The organism is Acrocarpospora pleiomorpha (assembly GCF_009687885.1).
In the GTDB taxonomy this organism is placed as follows: Bacteria; Actinomycetota; Actinomycetes; order Streptosporangiales; family Streptosporangiaceae; genus Acrocarpospora; species Acrocarpospora pleiomorpha.
Window position 1 is genome coordinate 68,155 of the sequence record NZ_BLAF01000029.1, and the last position, 17,028, is coordinate 85,182.

Here is a 17,028-nt window from a genome sequence, read left to right on the forward strand (position 1 = left end):
GCCATTGGATCTGACATCGGGCGGAGTTTCAAGTAATCCTTGGCGTTATGAGTGCTTTTCGACCGGAAACGCGGCTTGTTCACCTGCCGAAGCCGGTGCTGACCGGGAGTTCGCCGATCTCAGTGCCGATCTACCAGACGTCGGGGTTCGAGTTCGAGGACCCCGCGGTGTTCGCGGACGGGATGACCCGCCCGGACGGCGCGTTCGTCTACGCGCGCTACTCCAACCCGACCGTACGGTCCCTGGAGGACGCCGTCGCCGGCCTCGAAGGAGGCGTGGCGGCGGTGGCCGCGGCCTCCGGGATGGGCGCGATCAACATGGTGCTGCTCGGGTTACTGCAACCGGGCGACCACGTCATCGCGCAGCACGCGCTCTACGGCGGCACCGCGCACATGCTCGACGATCTCGTCGAGCGGTTCGGCATCCAGGTCAGCCACGTGCCGGAACACGACCCGGCGGCGGTCCGCGCGGCCATCCGGCCGCAGACCAAGCTGCTCTACCTGGAGACCATCGCCAACCCGATGACCCAGGTCGCGGACCTGCCCGCGATGTGCGCCGCCGCGCGCGAGGCGGGCATCCTCACGGCGGTGGACAACACCTTCGCCTCACCGGTCCTGTGCCGCCCGATCGAGCACGGCGCCGACATCGTCCTGCACTCGACCACCAAATACCTGAGCGGCCACGCCGACATCATCGGCGGCCTGGCGGTCTTCGCCGACGACGCGCTCTACCGGAAGGTCTGGTCCTACTCCTGCGCTCTCGGCGCCACCCCCGACCCGTTCGCGGCCTGGCTGACCCTGCGCGGCATGCAGACGCTCGCGCTGCGGATGGAACGCCACTGCGCCAACGCCCGCGTGCTGGCCACCCGCCTGGCCGGTCACCCGGCGGTCGCCGCCGTGCACTGGCCCGGCCTGGCGAGCCACCCCTCCCACGAGATCGCCGCCAAACTCCTCCCCGACTTCAGCGGCGTGTTCTCCTTCGACCTGCTCGGCGGGCGCGCGGCCGGCGAGAAATTCATGAGCTCGGTACGGCTCGCGCTCCTCGCCCCTTCCCTGGGCGGCGTCGAGACCCTGATCCTCCACCCCGCCAGCACCTCCCACCGCCACCTGGACGAGTCGCAGCTGGCCCAGGCGGGGATCGGCGCGGGAACCGTCCGCGTGGCGGTCGGCATCGAGCACGCCGAGGACCTCTGGGCCGACATCGCCCAAGCCCTGGACTAGAGTTCCCCGGATGACGGTCACACGGGCGGACGTGGCGCGGGCGGCGGATCGCATCGGCGGGTATGTGCTGCGCACGCCCGTCATCGAGGTCGAACCCGGGCGCTGGCTCAAGCTGGAATGCCTCCAGCACGCGGGCTCCTTCAAGGTCAGGGGAGCCTTCAACCGGCTCCTCGGCGCCACCCCGCCCGCCGCCGGGGTGCTCGCGGCCAGCGGCGGCAACCACGGCCTCGCGGTCGCCTTCGCGGCCCGTCGCCTCGGCGTACGCGCGGAGATCTTCGTCCCCGAGGTGTGCGCGCCCGTGAAGATCGCGGGCCTGCGCGCCCTGGGCGCGGAGGTGGTCATCGGCGGGGCGATCTACCAGGAAGCCCTCGAAGCCTCCGGGAAACGCGCCGCCGAGACGGGCGCCGTCGAGATCCACGCCTACGACCAGCTCGACGTCGCCGCCGGTCAGGGCACGGTGGCACCGGAACTCCTGGAGCAGGTCGGCCAGGTGGACACGGTTGTGGTGGCCGTCGGCGGAGGCGGCCTGGTGGCCGGGATCGTCGCCGGTCTGGACGGCCGGGCCCAGGTGGTCGCCGTGGAACCGGAGCGTATCCCGACCCTGCACCGTGCCCTGGCCGCAGGCGGGCCCGTGCGCGTCGAGGTCAGCGGCGTCGGCGCGGACGCCCTCGGCGCGAGCATGCTCGGCCGCATCGCGTACGAGACCGTGGCCGGACGCGTCACCAGCGTCCTGGTCTCCGACGACGCCATCGTCGAAGCCCGCCACGCGCTCTGGCACGACCACCGCATCGCGGTCGAGCACGCGGGCGCGGCGGCCCTGGCCGCCCTGCGCGCCGGGGCTTACACCCCCGCGCCGGGCGAGCGGGTGGCCGTGATCGTCTGCGGTTCCAACACCGATCCCGCCACCCTGGCCGTCACACGTCGGTGATTCTGAGCCCGGCGTGGGCCTTGTACCGGCGGTTGATCGAGATCAGGTTGGCGGTGAAGGCCTCGATCTGGTGGGCGTTGCGGAGGCGTCCGCCGTAGACGCCGCGGACGCCGGGGATGCGGGCGGCCAGGGCCTGGACCAGATCCGTGGCCTCGCGGTCGTCGCCGAGGACCAGGACGTCCAGGTCGATGGTGGCGACGGCGGGATCCAGGAGCAGGACCGCGGACACGTGGTGGAAGGCGGCCACGACCCGGCTGGCGGGCAGCAGCGCCGCCGCCTGCTGAGCCGCGCTGCCCTCCTCCACCACCAGTGGGTACGCGCCCTGCTTGTCGAAGCCGAGCGGGTTGACGCAGTCCACCACGATCTTCCCGGCCAGCTCCCCGGCCAGGGCCGACACGGTCGCCGCGTGCCCCTCCCAGGGCACCGCCACGATCACCACGTCGGCCGCCGCCGCGACCGCCGCGTTCTCGCCGCCCGTCACGTTTCCCGCGACGCTCAGCTCAGCGGCGGCCGCGTGCGCCCGCTCCGCGTTGCGCGAGCCGATCAGCACCTGGTGCCCGGCCAGCGCGAACCGGTGCGCCAGGCCCTTGCCCTGATCACCGGTGCCGCCCAGGATCGCGATCGTCAGTTCCGAAATATCATTCCGCTCAACCATGGGCTAGATCATGCCAGGCCCTCCGAAGGGACCCGTCAGCCGTCCCCTCAACAGTTGCTGATGGCCGGGAGGCCGAGCACCCGGGAGGCCAGCCAGGCGATCGCGAGCGGGCCGCCCTCGACCGCGCCCAGCACGTGGCTGCTCGCCGGAACCGACGTCCACAGCACGTTGGCGCCCTTGGCGCAGTACTCGCGCCGCAGCGTGCGGCTGACCGCGATCGGGATGATCTCGTCGCCGGTGCCGTGGTAGACGAACATGGGCACGGACGGCTTGCTCGCGCCGAGCCGGTTCTGGGCCAGCCTGGCCTGCCAGTCGGGGCGGTGCATCACGTCGGTCGTGGTCAGGTCGGTCAGGTGGCGGCCGGCCAGCTTGGATCTGATCTCGTCCACGCAGTCGTCGCGGGCGTCGTCGAACAGGGCCGCGCCCTCGGGGGTGAGGTAGCTCTCCAGGGCGAGTTCGGGGTAGGCCGCGTCCAGGCCGACGCCCGCCGCCGCGGCCAGGCCGAAGTCGGGGCCGCCGTCCACGTTGTCGGCCACCGCCTGGAGGTCGGCCGGGACTCCGCCGGCGGCGACGCCTTTGAGTTTGAGCTCGGGGGCGTACGAGGAGTGCAGCTCGGCCGCCCACCCGGCCGACGAGCCGCCCTGCGAGTAGCCCATGATCACGACGGGGCCGCCCGCCGCCACGTTCGCGCCCGGGGTCCTGGTCGCCGCCCTGATCGAGTCGAGCACGGCCTGCCCCTGCGAGCGGCCCGCCATGTACGTGTGATCGCCCGGCGTGCCGAGCCCCTCGTAGTCGGTCACCGCGACCGCCCAGCCCTTGAGCAGCAGCAGGCTCATGAACGCGAGCTCCAGCTCCGTCCCGTTGGCCATCGCCTGCGAGGGGGCGCACTGGTCGCCGAGGCCGTGGGTGCCGACCGCGTACCCGGCGACGGGACGTTTCCCGAACGGGTAGGACGCCTTCGGAACCAGCAGCGTGCCGGACACGATGGTGGCGGCGCCGGTCGCGGAGGTCGAGCGGTAGCGCAGGTGCCAGGCCTTGACGGGAACTTCCAGCAGCCGGCCCGGCGCGAGGTAGACGGTGGTCGGAGTGGCCTCGACGACGTCGCCGGGAGCGGCCGCGGAGGCGGGAGCGAGGAACAGGGTGGATAACAGGAGGGAGCCGATGGCGAGCACGGCGGATCTGACTCGAACGTGCATGGTGAGGCCGCCCTTCGTGGCGTCACTGCTCGGTGGACGGCGCCGTGAGCTTGATAGTTACCCGGCAGTAGCTCCTGGTCAAGAGGGCATAGCAGGGAAAAATGTGACACCTGCCACCGGCAATCTGGCCGAACCCCGCCGCACGGCCGTGACCTGGGGCACGATGGAACGCATGGACGCCGCCGCGGTCAGATTCCTGCGGGAGGCCCTCGCCTCCACCGACTGGGTGGCCCGCACCCGCGAATTCGGCCGCACGCTCCGCGCCACCCGCTCCCCCGGCGGCCTGCTCCTGGTCGGCACCCCCGACGAGGAACCCTGGCACCTGACCGCGCACCTCAGCGACGAAGCGCGCCTGTCCGGCCTGGGCCAGCTCGCCCCCACCCTGCTCCGCTGGTCCCCTCCCCCGGACGCCCCCGCCCACCTCCGCGTCGGCCTGGACCGGCTGACCGCCGCCACCCGGGGCGAAACCCTCTTAGTCGTCGCCGAGGACCAGGCGCCCGTCCCCCTGCTGGAACGCGTCGACGACGCCCGCAGGACCGGCGCCACCATCCTGGCCCTGGACGGCGGCGACCCCGATCTCGCGTCCCTGGCCCACGACGCCCTCTCCATCCCCGAGATCGGCGCCCCGCTCTCCTTCGACGGCGCCCAGCACCTGATCAGCATGGCCGCCGCCGAACTCCCGCACCGCGCCTCCCTGCGCGAACGCCTCGCCCGCCTCGCCGACCGGGTGACCGGACCCCGGACCCTCGACTGACCTCAGGCGTCGCTCAGATCGGTGACCCGCTTGGTGAGCCGCGCCGCGACCTCTCTGAGGGATTCGATGACCACGGCCTGCACGGGGTCGGGCTCGCCGGATTTGGTACGGCTCACGCGGGTGAGCGCCTCGATCCGCCGCGACCCGACCCCGGGGATACCGGTGATCACGACGTGCCCCTCGGGCACGTCCAGCAGCGCCAGCGAAGGGACGATCGCGACCCCGTGACCTGCCGAGACCAGGTCCAGGGTGGGCGGAAACTCCGAGATCACGTGCACCCGGCGCGGGGTGAAACCGTGGAACTGGGCGAGGCGGTCCAGGGCCTGGCCGCAGGCCTGGTGCGGGACACCCGCCACCCAGGGCAGGTCGGCCAGGTCGGACACCTCGGTGGGCGGGTCGATGCCCGGCGGGGCGACGATGCGGTACTCGTCGTCGTAGAGGCGGTGGCGGATCATGGACGGGAGGGCGGGGGCGGGCTGGTTCATGTCGCGTTCCGTGACCATCAGGTCGACGCCGCCCAGGCGAAGTTCCTGGAGGGCGGCCTGGCCGTACAGCTCGTGGATCACGGGGGTGATGAGCGGGTGGCTGCCGGCCAGCTCGGCCAGGGCGGGGACGAGCAGGTGGCGGATGACGGTGGGGAAGGCGGCGATCGTGACCGGGCCCGCCAGGCGTTCGGTGAAACGGTTGAGCTCGTGCCGGGCCTCGGCGAGCTGTTCCTCGATGCGCTCGCCGTAGGCGGAGAGCACGCGCCCGGCCGGGGTGACCGAGATCCGGCGCTGGGAGCGGTCGATCAGGGCGATGCCGACCTCGCGTTCCAGCTGGGCGAGTTGCTGGGAGATCGCCGAGGGCGTCAGGTGCAGGGCTTCCGCGGCCTTCATGACGCCGCCTCTGCGGGCGACTTCGTGCAGAATGCGCAGGCGACGGGGGTCGATCTCCATACAGTGGAGCTTACGCCGGACTTAAGTTTTCTTCACTTGCGCTACAGCACCGCGCCCTCAGATGATTGACGCAAATGTCTACATTTATCACCATTCTTGGCACGGGTGGGGCGATTGCCCTGCTGATCGGATACGGCATGGTCTCCTCGTCGCGGCTGTCCGGCGACGGGTTGGCGTACCAGGCGATCAATCTGGGCGGGGCGCTCGCGTTGGCGATCAACAGCGGGTATCACGGCGCCTGGCCGTCCGCGATCCTCAACGTGATCTGGACCGCCATCGGAGCGCTGGCCGTCGGAAAGTTCATCGCGAAACGCGCGGCCGCCCGTACCGCGAAGGGGGCCTGACCTCGGTGATCGGCTGAACGCTCAGACGTGGGGCGCGACGGCCATCGCGTTGATGTCGTAGCCGTCGCCGACCACGCGCCAGCCGCGCAGGTCACGGCTGTGCGGCACGGCCTGGAAACGGCGGACGCCGTCCTGGGCGGCGACCGCGGCCAGGCCGGAGCCGCGCGCGTCGATCACGGCCTGGTCGGCGTGGCGGGCGGCCCGGCTCAGCGCCATGGCGACGGCGGCGCTGGTGTCGCCGACGGCGAGGACCACGAAATCGGTCGGCACGCCGTCGACCAGGGCGTCCGGCCGGTTGCCCAGCCGCCCGCGCGGTTCGGGATCCGCGCCCCCGACGGCGATCACCTCGTGACCGGAGGAGGCCAGGAATTCGGCCACCCGTCGTTCGGCGTCGGACAAACGACGAGCCCGCTCGTCCACCCGGCTCAGCCCGCTCTCCCCCACCTCTCCAGCTTGACAGTTAACCGACGGGAATGTCCCCTATTTCCGGTCAAGGATCAGTCGTCGTCCTCGTCCTGATCCTGGGCCTGCCATGCCTTGTTCCGTTCGGCCGCCGTCTTCAGGGCGTCAGCCGCCTCGACCTCCGAGGCGTAGGGACCCATGCGGTCCTTGTTCGGGCAGCCCTGATCGGGCTCGACGCGCATGTGCTTCAGGCAGAACCACCATTGCTCGCTCACGACCTAATCCTGCCCCGTCAGGGCGCAACTAGACTTGCCCCATGACGACGCTGCTGCGCCCGGGACGGATCTCGGCTACCCGGAAGGTTCCCGCCCACATCGAACGCCCGGAATACGTGGGCAAGCCGGAGCCCAAGCGCGGCGAATCAGACGTGCAGACCGCGGAGACCATCGAGCGCATGCGGATCGCGGGCCGGATCGCGGCGCAGGCCCTGGCCGAAGTCGGCAAGCACGTGGCGCCCGGGGTGACCACCGACGAACTCGACCGGATCGGCCACGAGTTCCTCTGCGACCACGACGCCTACCCGTCCACCCTTGGCTACCGCGGCTACCCGAAGTCTCTGTGCACCTCGATCAACGAGGTCATCTGCCACGGCATCCCCGATGACACGGTGCTGAACGACGGCGACATCGTCAACGTGGACATCACCGCCTACATCGGGGGCGTGCACGGCGACACCGACGCCACCTACCTGGTCGGCGACGTGGACGAGGAGTCCCGCCTGCTGGTCGAGCGCACCCGCGAGGCCACCAACCGCGCCATCAAGGCCGTCGCCCCCGGCCGCCAGCTCAACATCGTCGGCCGCGTCATCGAGGCCTACGCCAAACGTTTCGGCTACGGCGTGGTCCGCGACTTCACCGGCCACGGCATCGCCCGCTCCTTCCACTCCGGCCTCATCGTCCCCCACTACGACGACCCGTCCCTGGCCGTCACCCTGGTCCCCGGCATGACCTTCACCATCGAGCCCATGCTCACCCTCGGCACCATCGACTACGAGATCTGGCCCGACCGCTGGACCGCCGTCACCAAGGACGGCAAACGCACCGCCCAGTTCGAGCACACCATCCTCGTCACCGACACCGGCCACGAGATCCTCACCCTCCCCTGAGCGGGAGGCCTACGAGGAGCCGGTCTTGTTGGGTTTGCGGCGGTTGAGCTTGGCCAGGTAGTCGTTGTAGGCGTCCAGTTCGGGGTCGCCGGTGCCGCCGGATTTCGCGGCGCGGGCGTCGGCGCGGCGGTCGGCGCGGCGGGCCAGGCGGTCGTCGGCCCGCCACCACTGGATGGCGAGGGCGATCACGACGATCAGGGTGGGAATCTCGCCGAAGGCCCACGCGATGCCGCCGCCCAGTTTCTGGTCGGCGACGGCGGTGTCGCCCCAGGTGCGGCCGAGCTGGTCATACCAGTCGGAGGCCAGCACGGTGCCCATGCTCATCAGGGCCAGGCCGAAGAAGGCGTGGAAGGGCATGGTCACGAAGAGCAGGATGAGGCGGCCCACGTGGGGCAGCTGGATCGGGGCCGGGTCGACGCCGACGATGATCCAGAAGAACAGGCAGCCGGTGAGCAGGAAGTGGGTCGACATCGCCAGGTGGCCCAGGTGCTCCTCCATCGCGGAGGCGAACAGGGGGGTGAAGTAGAGGGCGTAGGTGGAGGCGATGAACAGGGCGGTGGCGATGCCGGGGTGGCCGATGACGCGCATCGCCCGGCTGTGCAGGATGACCGTCAGCCATTCGCGGGGGCCGCGGTCGCCGCGGCGGGCGGCCGGTTTGAGCGCGCGCAGGGCCAGCGTGACGGGGGCGCCCAGGACCAGGAAGATCGGGACCAGCATGGACAGGATCATGTGCTCGGTCATGTGCACGCTGAACAGGACCGGTGCGTAGCGGGCGACGCCGCTCTGGGTGGCCAGCACCAGGATGGCCACGCCGATGAACCAGGCCACGGTGCGGCCGACCGGCCAGGAGTCGCCGCGGCGGGACAGCCGGACCAGCGCGGCGGCGTACAGACCGCCCAGGGTGACGGCGACGACGGCGAAGAACAGGTCGAACCACCACAGGGTGAGCAGGTTGCCGAGGGTGATCGGTGGCGGGACCAGGTAGCCGAGCAGGTCGAAGGCGCGGTCGGTGGGAACGTCCACGGGGGGCGGGGCGGTCTGGGCGAGCGCGACCGCGACGCCCACGGTGGCCGCCATCAGCATGATCTCGCCGAGCGCCAGGCGCAGGAAGGCGCCCGGCCTTCCGGCGCTGAGATGGGGAAGCGTGCGGCCGCGATGCCACCAGCCGATGACGCCCAGCACGCCGAAGGCGAGCAGTTTGGCCAGCAGGAGCAGGCCGTACGCGGAGGTGAAAAGGGCGTCGACGCCGGCGAGCCGGGCCACGACGCTGGCCAGCCCGGACAGGCCGACCCCGGCGAAGCACCACAGCGCCATCCGGGAGAACCGTTCGGCGGCCAGGGGGAGCTTGTCGGCGGACCTGATCGCGTGCACGCACAGCAGGCCCAGGCCGCCCACCCAGACGGCGAGGAACAGCAGGTGGAAGGCGACCGAGGTGGTGGCCAGGCCGTGGTTGGGCGAGGAGGACGAGTGCCCGGTCAGCGCCGGGGGCAGCAGCGTGACCAGCGCGAAGACCAGCAGGCCCCCGGCCGAGCCGACGGTGATCGCCCCGCGCGCGAACAGCGCGATGGACACCGCGAACAGCACCACCAGGGTGAGCGCGATGCCCTGCGGGGTCTGGCTGGCGTAGCTGGTGAGCTCGTTACCGCCGAGGATCACCCCGATCGGCTGCCCCATCGACTGGGAGAGCCCGAACACCAGCGTGGACGCCGCCGCGATCGCCCACACCAGCGCGGCCCACGACGCGGCCTTCACATACTCCAGCGCCGGCTTCCCCAGCAGCCCCTTGTCGCTGGGCAGCAGCGCGGCGGCCATCAGCAGCAGGCCGACGGTCAGCACACCCGCCGCGTCCATCAACAGCTTGGAGAGCGGCACCATCCACCGGGTCAGCGCGCCCTCGTCCGGCAGCCCCGGAATGACCCGCGGCGTCGCCGCCCCGCCGGCCACCATCCCGATCACCAGGGCCCCGATGGCCGCGCACACGCCCGCGATCGCGAACCGCACCGTTCTGTTCATCCCCGGCCTCCGGCCTGTACGGCAACCGCCCCAGCCATCACAGTCCGCCTCGTCATGATCGTCAACATGCTCACGGCTTCTTCCGCATGCTGAACGCCATCCCGATACCGATGCCCGCTAGCCCGAACACCACGACCCACACCCAGCCCGGCACGCTCGGCGACTCGGCGACCCGCGCCTCCGGGCTGGCCGCTGGACTGGCCTCCATGCTCACCTCTGGGCCGACCTCCACGCTGGCCGACGGCGCGGCGATCACCGGAGCGACGGCAGTCTCCTCCGGCGACGGGGGCGGCGCGAGCCTGAAGGGAATCTCGCCTTCGATCGGGTGGCCATCCCGGGAGACGACCCGGTAGGCGATCGTGTAGGCGCCGCCGGGCAACTGCGGGCCGACATCCTGGAGGACCCTGGGACCGCGCACCTGGGGCTTGCCGTCCTCGTAACGCAGCCCACCAGGGCCGGTGACGATCACGACGGGAAAGCGCACCGACTCGGTGAACTCCAGGGTCACCTTCCTGAGCACCTCCACCCGGGAGTCCCGCAGCGGATCGCTGGTCCGCAGGGAGGTGTGCGCGAACGCCGGAGCGGTGCCCGACAGGAGCATGGCGAGGAAGGCCAGCGCGGCGAGGAGCGGGGAAATCTTCATGACGCCCCCAGGCTACCGACGCACGCGCTCGCTCCCTACCTCGCAGGCCACCTTCCAGCCTCCGCCCTCAGAGTCCGACCTCAGAGCCCGACGCAGGAGAGGGCCCGCTGGTAGGCGTCCACGCTCGCGTCGTGGTCACCCAGCTGGGACATCGTCTCGGCGGCGTGATGCCAGCTCTCGGCCACCTTGCGAGTGGCGGAGAGGTGCTTGAGCGACTCCCCGGCCACCGAAAGCTCCGTAGTGCACTCCTGGTCCCTGCGCTGCATGAAGTAGATCTGGCCGAGCATCAGGTGTGCCTCGGAGTGCAGACTGCGGTTGTTCTCGCCGACCAGGTCCACGGCCTGCTGCGCGTAGCCGAGGGCGGCGTTCAGATCACCCAGGGCCAGTTCGCACCTGGCCAGGTAGAGCGAGCAGTGGATGATGTCACCCAGGCCAGCGGAGGACTCCTTCAGTTCGCTCATCGCGCGCAACGTGATGTCGCGAGCGAGCTCGGCCTCGCCGGGGCGCACCTGGAGCAGCAGTTTAGCGTAGGCGCCGCGGAGCCGGGCAAGGTTACGGGGGCCGCCGGTCTCGGACTGGACCGCCAGGGCGCGCTCGATCAGCGACATGGCCTCCTCGCCGAAGCCGAGGTGCTCGGCGGTCACGGCGGCGTTCCAACAGGCGGCGACAGTCGAGCGTGGGGAGGCGAGCGTCTCGGCGGCCGACAGGAGCTCGGTGGCGAACTGCCGGGCCCTGAGCAGGTCACCGCGCCAGAAGTAGACCGAGAGCAGGGTGGCGCCGAGTTCTACCAGATCGTCGTTCCAGTGCTGGCGGGCGGTCTCGCCGAGGATGCGCTCGCCGACGTCGACACCTTCTTGGAAGTCGCCGCGCTCCCGGTAGCAACGGCAGAGCGCGACCGCGATCGCCACCCGGCGAGAGGGGGTCTGGGCCTCCGTGTCGGACTCGAGCAGGGAGTCCAGCATCTCGATCGCCTCGTCCAGCTCAGCGCACGCCTCCAGAGAGCGGGCGTAGCCGAACTGGACGTCCTGGCGGAGCGAGGCCAGCCCAACGAGGCTCTTGTCGTCCATTAGTTCGCGGTAGCGACGGCGCGCCTCAAGGAACTCGCCGTTCTCCAGCGCCATCCGGGCGAAACGCAGCCCCAGGTCGAGTTCCTCCATCTGCTCGGCCGTGACACCGTTGACAAGATACGTCAACGAACAGTCGAGCTTCTGCGCAAGCAACTCCAAAACGGCGGGAGTTGGCGTACGCTTACCACTCTCGATGAGTGAGACGTATGAGTCTGACAATTCGGGATGGGCGAGCTGGGCCTGAGAGAGACCGCGTTGGCGGCGGATTGTTTTTATCCGCTGACCCACCAAATCTTGACTGGTCACATGCACCCCTTGAGAAGATGTAGGCCCCACAACCAAACACCGACGGGAGTTCCCCCCATGAAACGCCGCCTCGCCGTCTCTGTCGTAGCTGTCTTGATCGCAGCCGGAGTGGCTGTCTGGTTAAATGCTACGACCGCAGGCGCCGCCCCGTCTCCCCTACCGCAGTCACCAGCGTTCATGTGCTGCTGATTCGTTACGCGCGCAGCGCGTGAAGACGGGCCGACCTGGTGTGCTCAGGCGCAGCCCACGAGCACAGCAAGAGGCAAGACCGCGAGCCTCTACGTGGAGGAACGCGCACTGTCCACTTCTGGACACCGGCGCGGCACCTGCGCCGGACATGTGAAAACGTACGGGGTTAGTGGTTGACCATAGGCCGCCTAGAGCGCGGCGGCCGAAGGCCGACCGGAGCCCACAGTCCGATCGGGGCCCGGCCGCATCTCTCGCCAAGAGGTTTCACGCCACGGCCACCCCCTTTCGGGCCAGCATGACAAGGTAGTCGACTCCATTGTGGCGGCGCTTTCTGGAAGATTCCAGAGAGCGCCGCCTGACTATGTGTCAGGAAGCGCCACCACATCTTGTCACCAACCGACCACTTTGGGTGACCATTCCCGGGAATTCGAATTCAGGACGCCCGAAGCGCGAGATAAAGGTCTACTCGATCCGCCATCGCGGAGAGATCTTTTCCCGTCAATTCCTCGACTCGCCGAATGCGATATCGCACCGTGTTCACATGCACGTGCAGATGCTCGGCACAAGTGTTCCAGGAACCTGCACAATCAAGGAAAGTGCCGAGGGTACGCACAAGATCCGCCTGATGTTTTCTGTCATACGCGAAGAGCGGATCAAGCAACCGTTCCGAGAATGATCGGCGAACATCGCCGGGAACGGTCGCCAGCAGCAGTTCGTGGGTGTAAATCTCGGCGCTGGTGACCACCCCGCCCCCGCGCGCCTCGGCCATCCGGCGCGCGTGCCCGGCCTCCTCCACCCCGCCGCGAATGGCGGCGGGGCCGGTCAGGGCGGCGCTGACGCCGATCGACACCGCCACGCCCGGCAACGCGGCCACCCGGGCGGTCAGGGCCGCGGCGACCGTGTCGGCCGTGCCCGACCGCAGCGGGACCAGCGCGATCGCTCCGTCGGCCGCGGCGGCGGCGACCACCCGGCGGTCCATGAGCTCCTCCACCACCTGGCCGCCCAGCACGGCGGGATCGGCCGACGGCTCGGCGACGGTGGCCGACACGACCGCGTACGGCTCCCCCGCGTCGATGCCGCACGTGCGCAGCCGGGCCGACAGCTCCGACAGGTCCGCGGTCCCGGCGGTGGCGAGTGCGATGAGTTGTTCCGCCAGCCGACGCTCGACCCGGCGGCCACCCTCAATCCGGGTCCGTTCCAGCGCCACGCACGAGGCCAGCTCGTAGCCGATCTCCGGGTCCAGCTCGCCCCCGCAGACCAGCGCCCACCCGGCGGCCCGGTGCGCCCGGTCCACCGCGAAGATCGTGTACGGCCCGGCGGTCACCAGCGGCAGCCGTACCGCGCCCAGGAATTCGGCGGCCAGGCGGGACGCGTCGGCCGCCGGCAGCGAACCGGCGATGACGGTTCCGGCGGCGGAGACGACCGCGCCGGTGACGCCCAGTTCCGCCGACATCAGCGCGCACAGTTCGGTCAGGCTCGCGCCCTCGGCCACGGCCGCCACGATGCGCCGGTGCCGTCCCAGCGCGCGGCGCAGGTCGCCGGCCTGCGCCCCGGCCAGGCGGCGGGTGACGGCCTCGGTGACCGCGCCGAAGGACACCTCGACCGGCACCTCGATCAGCGGCAGGCCGCGCTCCCGGCAGGCCGCCAGCAGATCCTCGGGGATGTGGCCGAGCCGGGCGTCCCCGGCGGCCAGCGCGGCCACGCCGCCGCGGACCAGGATGTCCACGAACCGCCACGAGTCGGCGGGCTCCTGCCGCCACATCATCCCGGTCAGCACGAGCTCGCCGCCGGACAGGTAGCGCCCGGGATCGGGCAGGTCGGTGATGAGCGCGCCGGTGATCTCGGCCTGCGTCTCCCCGGCGAGCAGGATGAGTCGCAGATCGTCGAGGGCCAGCAGATCGCGTATCCGCACACGCCCACACTATTTGGACGAATCTACAAGGCGCAGCCGCCGCCCGGCCCCGCGTTTCATGGCCACACCTCTAGGCCGCCCCTGAGCTGGGCTGATCTACTCACTCTATGAGCATTGCCACGGGACAGAGCCAGGGCGTCGGCCAGGGCGTCGGTCACAGCGCGCTGCGTCCGGACGGGACGCTGAAGGTCACCGGCGAGTTCGCCTACTCCTCCGACCTGTGGCTGGACGGCATGCTGTGGGGCGCCACCCTGCGCAGCCCGCACCCGTCGGCGTGGATCAGATCCATCGACATCGCCCCCGCCCTGGCCATGCCCGGCGTGTACGCCGTGCTCACCCACGAGGACGTGCCCGGCACCAAGTTCTACGGCCTGGAGCACAAGGACCAGCCGGTCCTCGCCATCGACCAGGTCCGCTACCAGGGCGAGCCGGTGGCCCTGGTGGCCGCCGACCACCCCGAGACGGCCCGCCGCGCCGCCGACGCCATCCAGGTCCGGTACGAGCTGCGCGAAGCGGTCACCGACCCCCGCCGCGCCGCCTTCGACCCCGCCTGCCCCCAGGTCAACCCGCACGGCAACGTGGTCCGCCACCAGCCCGTCCGGGTGGGCGCGGAGTTCACCGCCGACGTCGTCGTGACCGGCGAGTACGAGGTCGGCATGCAGGACCAGGCCTTCCTCGGCCCCGAGTCCGGCCTGGCCGTGCCCGCCGAGGACGGCGGCGTCGACCTCTACATCGCCACCCAGTGGCTGCACGTCGACCAGGACCAGGTCGCGCCCTGCCTCGGCCTGCCCAAGGACAAGGTCCGCCTCACCCTGGCCGGGGTCGGCGGCGCGTTCGGCGCCCGCGAGGACCTGTCCATGCAGATCCACGCCTCGATGCTGGCCCTGCGCACCGGCAAACCCATCAAGATCGTGTACGGCCGGGAGGAGTCCTTCTTCGGCCACGTGCACCGCCACCCGGCATGGATGCGCTACGAGCACGGCGCGACCGCCGACGGCCGCCTGGTCTACGTCAAGGCCGAGATCGTCCTGGACGGCGGCGCGTACACCTCCTCTTCCCCCGCCGTGGTCGGCAACGCGGCGTCGCTGGGCGTGGGCCCGTACGAGGTGGACAACATCTGGATCGACGCGTACGGGACCTACACCAACAACCCCCCGTGCGGGGCGATGCGCGGGTTCGGCGCGGTGCAGGCCTGTTTCGCGTACGAGTCGCAGATGGACCGGCTGGCCGAGGCGTGCGGGCTCTCCCCCGTCGAGATCCGGGTGCGGAACGCGGTCTCCCAGGGGTCGAAGCTGGCCACCGGTCAGGTGGTGGACACGCCCGCGCCGCTGGCCGGCATGCTGCGCGAGCTGGCGGCGATGCCGCTGCCGGGGCCCGGCTCGGCGGATCTGCGCGCGCTCCCCGGCGGGGTCGCGCAGACCACGCACGGCGAGGGGGTGCGGCGGGGCGTCGGCTACGGGGTGGGGATCAAGAACATCTGCTTCTCCGAGGGGTTCGACGACTACTCCACCGCGCGGGTCCGGGTTGAGCTGCTGGGCGGCGAGCCGCACGTGCTGGTGCACACGGCGGCGGCCGAGGTAGGCCAGGGGCTGATCATGGTCAAGAGCCAGATCGCCAGGACCGAGCTGGGCATCGAGCGGGTGACGATCGTCCCGGCCGACACCTCGGTGGGCTCGGCGGGGTCCTCGTCGGCGTCGCGGCAGTCGTACATGACCGGCGGCGCGGTCAAGGTGGCCTGCGAGGCGGTGCGGGAGCGGCTGGACAAGCTGAGGGCGGGCGGGGCCACGCTGGCGGAGGTGCTGGCGGACGGGCCGGTCGAGGAGACCAGGGAGTTCCGGCACCGGCGCACGTTCCCGATGGATCCGGTGACGGGGCAGGGCGACTCGCACACCCAGCTGGCGTTGTGCGTGCACCGGGCGGTGGTGGACGTGGACGTGGAGCTGGGTCTGGTCAAGGTGGTGGAGCTGGCGGCGGTGCAGGATGTGGGGCGGATCATCAATCCGCTCGCGCTGGAGGGGCAGATCCACGGGGGGTCGGCGCAGGGGCTGGGGCTGGCGCTGATGGAGGAGATCCAGGTCAGGGACGGCAAGGTGCTCAATCCGTCGTTCACCGACTATCTGATCCCGACGATCCTGGATATGCCGCCGATGCGGCTGTCGATCCTGGAGAACCCGGACCCGCACGCGCCCTACGGTCTGCGCGGCGCGGGTGAGCCGCCGACGTTGTCGTCCACGCCCGCCATCGCGGCCGCCGTCAGGAACGCGACCGGGCTCGCGCTGACGCGAGTGCCGATCCGGCCGGACGACATCGCCCTCGCCGGTTAGAGATCGTCGGGGTCGCAGGCGATGCCGTCGTTGTCCTTGTCGACATACCACGCGTACTGCGGGTGGGTGCCCTTGAAGAAGGGCCCCGCGCCCGCCGCGACGGCCTCGCGGCAGCTCGCGTATTTGGTCTGATTGTTTCCGCTGGCCGCGGGGCTGGGGTTGTCTCCCGCCTGCGGCGCCAGCGGCTGGCCGGTGTTCTGCGGGGTTCCCGATTGCGTCACCGCGGGGTTGGTGAGACCAGGGTCGGTGGCGGGCGGCGGAGTCACGACGGCGGACGGCTGCGTCACGGGCGCGGACGCGCCCGTGGGACCGCTCAGGCGGGCCCGCAGGGCCACCGCCTCCTGCTGGCTGAACCCGGCGATGCTCAGGCTGTCCTCGGTGATCTCCTGCGCCACCCGGGGGGCGGCCACCACCTTGTCGGCGACCACGATGGCCAGCTGCCGGTTGACCGTGTCCCTGGTCAGGTCGGCGATCTGGGCGCGGCTGTCCGGCGCGAGCACGACCCGGACCGCGTACTTCCCGTCGGTCTCGGCGAGCGACTCGATCTTCTGCACCACCGCGACGGTGACCCCGGGCTCCAGCTGATAGCACATGGCCCCGGCGTCGTCGGGAACCGCCTCGGCGCCCGCGCAGGGACCGGGCCCGACCAGCTCGACCGGCGCGAAGTGGATGGGCGTGGCCAGCCGGCGCAGCGTCGTGGTGGACAGCGGCGGCGCGTCCGGATTGCGGGTCATCAGCACCGCGACCGTGGCCAGCACCCCGCTCATCACCACCACCAGCACGAGCGCCACGGCCAGCGCCACGGTGGTGCGCCTGGTGGCCTGCGGCGGCCCGGGCGGAGCCGCGGGGGCGCCTGGAGGCCCTGGTTCTCCGGGGCCTGATGGACCTCCTGGGCCTCCAGCGCCGCCCCCCGGCGGGGGCTCAGCCGCGCCCGGCGTGTTCTGCATCCCGACCTCGATCCCTACCATCGCC

The 17,028-nt window shown here is 71.0% G+C and carries 16 protein-coding genes; 6 read left to right on the top strand and 10 right to left on the bottom strand.

The features are described 5' to 3' along the window. The first annotated feature begins 47 nt into the window (after window positions 1–47). Window positions 48–1,220, top strand: coding sequence for a trans-sulfuration enzyme family protein (locus Aple_RS25325; protein WP_155347193.1), 1,173 nt, complete (start codon window positions 48–50; stop codon window positions 1,218–1,220). Window positions 1,221–1,230: 10 nt separating this feature from the next. Further along, window positions 1,231–2,148: a threonine/serine dehydratase gene (locus Aple_RS25330; protein ID WP_155347194.1), complete on the top strand. Its 918-nt coding sequence runs from the start codon at window positions 1,231–1,233 to the stop codon at window positions 2,146–2,148. Here the strand turns inward: Aple_RS25330 and npdG are convergent. Together npdG and Aple_RS25340 are read right to left on the bottom strand one after the other, a co-directional pair. Continuing rightward, window positions 2,135–2,803 carry an NADPH-dependent F420 reductase gene (gene npdG / locus Aple_RS25335; RefSeq protein ID WP_155347195.1) on the bottom strand — a complete coding sequence of 223 codons (669 nt, stop codon included), beginning with the start codon at window positions 2,801–2,803 and terminating at the stop codon, window positions 2,135–2,137. The genes Aple_RS25330 and npdG overlap by 14 nt on opposite strands. Window positions 2,804–2,850: 47 nt before the next feature. Continuing rightward, window positions 2,851–3,999 carry a lipase family protein gene (locus Aple_RS25340; RefSeq protein ID WP_170321658.1) on the bottom strand — a complete coding sequence of 383 codons (1,149 nt, stop codon included), beginning with the start codon at window positions 3,997–3,999 and terminating at the stop codon, window positions 2,851–2,853. 172 nt (window positions 4,000–4,171) lie between these two features. Here Aple_RS25340 and Aple_RS25345 point away from each other — a divergent pair, with 172 nt between their 5' ends. Next, window positions 4,172–4,753, top strand: coding sequence for a hypothetical protein (locus Aple_RS25345; RefSeq protein ID WP_373869630.1), 582 nt, complete (start codon window positions 4,172–4,174; stop codon window positions 4,751–4,753). Between the two features lie 2 nt (window positions 4,754–4,755). Here Aple_RS25345 and Aple_RS25350 read toward each other — a convergent pair whose 3' ends face one another. Beyond that, complete coding sequence (locus Aple_RS25350; protein ID WP_155347196.1) at window positions 4,756–5,691, bottom strand: LysR family transcriptional regulator; 936 nt, start codon at window positions 5,689–5,691, stop codon at window positions 4,756–4,758. Window positions 5,692–5,765: 74 nt separating this feature from the next. Between Aple_RS25350 and Aple_RS25355 the strand changes: the two genes are divergently transcribed. Then, the gene (locus Aple_RS25355; RefSeq protein ID WP_155347197.1) at window positions 5,766–6,035 is read left to right on the top strand and encodes a CBU_0592 family membrane protein; all 270 of its coding nucleotides are present in this window, start codon (window positions 5,766–5,768) and stop codon (window positions 6,033–6,035) included. Window positions 6,036–6,056: 21 nt separating this feature from the next. On the opposite strand, the gene Aple_RS25360 is transcribed toward Aple_RS25355, so the two are convergent. Beyond that, entirely contained in the window at window positions 6,057–6,479 is a 423-nt protein-coding gene (locus Aple_RS25360; protein ID WP_155347198.1) for a CdiA C-terminal domain-containing protein, read from the bottom strand. A gap of 53 nt (window positions 6,480–6,532) precedes the next feature. Continuing rightward, the gene (locus Aple_RS25365) at window positions 6,533–6,712 is read right to left on the bottom strand and encodes a hypothetical protein (RefSeq protein WP_155347199.1); all 180 of its coding nucleotides are present in this window, start codon (window positions 6,710–6,712) and stop codon (window positions 6,533–6,535) included. A 41-nt stretch (window positions 6,713–6,753) separates the two neighbouring features. On the opposite strand from Aple_RS25365, the gene map reads away from it, so the two are divergent. Next, window positions 6,754–7,602, top strand: a complete 849-nt coding sequence (gene map, locus Aple_RS25370) for a type I methionyl aminopeptidase (protein ID WP_155347200.1) — start codon at window positions 6,754–6,756, stop codon at window positions 7,600–7,602. Between the two features lie 9 nt (window positions 7,603–7,611). Here map and Aple_RS25375 read toward each other — a convergent pair whose 3' ends face one another. The 4 genes from Aple_RS25375 to Aple_RS25390 all read right to left on the bottom strand — a co-directional run bounded on the left by Aple_RS25375 (window position 7,612) and on the right by Aple_RS25390 (window position 13,732). Next, window positions 7,612–9,615: a bifunctional copper resistance protein CopD/cytochrome c oxidase assembly protein gene (locus tag Aple_RS25375; RefSeq protein WP_155347201.1), complete on the bottom strand. Its 2,004-nt coding sequence runs from the start codon at window positions 9,613–9,615 to the stop codon at window positions 7,612–7,614. Between the two features lie 70 nt (window positions 9,616–9,685). Continuing rightward, the gene (locus Aple_RS25380) at window positions 9,686–10,258 is read right to left on the bottom strand and encodes a copper resistance CopC family protein (protein ID WP_155347202.1); all 573 of its coding nucleotides are present in this window, start codon (window positions 10,256–10,258) and stop codon (window positions 9,686–9,688) included. A gap of 80 nt (window positions 10,259–10,338) precedes the next feature. Continuing rightward, entirely contained in the window at window positions 10,339–11,661 is a 1,323-nt protein-coding gene (locus tag Aple_RS25385) for a helix-turn-helix domain-containing protein (protein ID WP_308805520.1), read from the bottom strand. Between the two features lie 592 nt (window positions 11,662–12,253). Beyond that, the gene (locus tag Aple_RS25390) at window positions 12,254–13,732 is read right to left on the bottom strand and encodes a PucR family transcriptional regulator (RefSeq protein ID WP_155347204.1); all 1,479 of its coding nucleotides are present in this window, start codon (window positions 13,730–13,732) and stop codon (window positions 12,254–12,256) included. 107 nt (window positions 13,733–13,839) lie between these two features. Here Aple_RS25390 and Aple_RS25395 point away from each other — a divergent pair, with 107 nt between their 5' ends. After that, entirely contained in the window at window positions 13,840–16,056 is a 2,217-nt protein-coding gene (locus Aple_RS25395) for a xanthine dehydrogenase family protein molybdopterin-binding subunit (RefSeq protein WP_174889874.1), read from the top strand. Here Aple_RS25395 and Aple_RS25400 read toward each other — a convergent pair. After that, window positions 16,053–16,859, bottom strand: coding sequence for an excalibur calcium-binding domain-containing protein (locus Aple_RS25400; RefSeq protein ID WP_155347205.1), 807 nt, complete (start codon window positions 16,857–16,859; stop codon window positions 16,053–16,055). The two genes, Aple_RS25395 and Aple_RS25400, sit on opposite strands and share 4 nt — an antisense overlap. Window positions 16,860–17,028: the final 169 nt, after the last annotated feature.

Coding starts and splice junctions, on each gene's coding strand:
- Aple_RS25345 (WP_373869630.1), top strand. CDS start 4,172: ATGGACGCCGCCGCGGTCAGATTCCTGCGGGAGGCCCTCGCCTCCACC.
- npdG (WP_155347195.1), bottom strand. CDS start 2,803: ATGGTTGAGCGGAATGATATTTCGGAACTGACGATCGCGATCCTGGGC.
- Aple_RS25380 (WP_155347202.1), bottom strand. CDS start 10,258: ATGAAGATTTCCCCGCTCCTCGCCGCGCTGGCCTTCCTCGCCATGCTC.
- Aple_RS25350 (WP_155347196.1), bottom strand. CDS start 5,691: ATGGAGATCGACCCCCGTCGCCTGCGCATTCTGCACGAAGTCGCCCGC.
- Aple_RS25355 (WP_155347197.1), top strand. CDS start 5,766: ATGTCTACATTTATCACCATTCTTGGCACGGGTGGGGCGATTGCCCTG.
- Aple_RS25340 (WP_170321658.1), bottom strand. CDS start 3,999: ATGCACGTTCGAGTCAGATCCGCCGTGCTCGCCATCGGCTCCCTCCTG.
- map (WP_155347200.1), top strand. CDS start 6,754: ATGACGACGCTGCTGCGCCCGGGACGGATCTCGGCTACCCGGAAGGTT.
- Aple_RS25375 (WP_155347201.1), bottom strand. CDS start 9,615: ATGAACAGAACGGTGCGGTTCGCGATCGCGGGCGTGTGCGCGGCCATC.
- Aple_RS25325 (WP_155347193.1), top strand. CDS start 48: ATGAGTGCTTTTCGACCGGAAACGCGGCTTGTTCACCTGCCGAAGCCG.
- Aple_RS25395 (WP_174889874.1), top strand. CDS start 13,840: ATGAGCATTGCCACGGGACAGAGCCAGGGCGTCGGCCAGGGCGTCGGT.
- Aple_RS25330 (WP_155347194.1), top strand. CDS start 1,231: ATGACGGTCACACGGGCGGACGTGGCGCGGGCGGCGGATCGCATCGGC.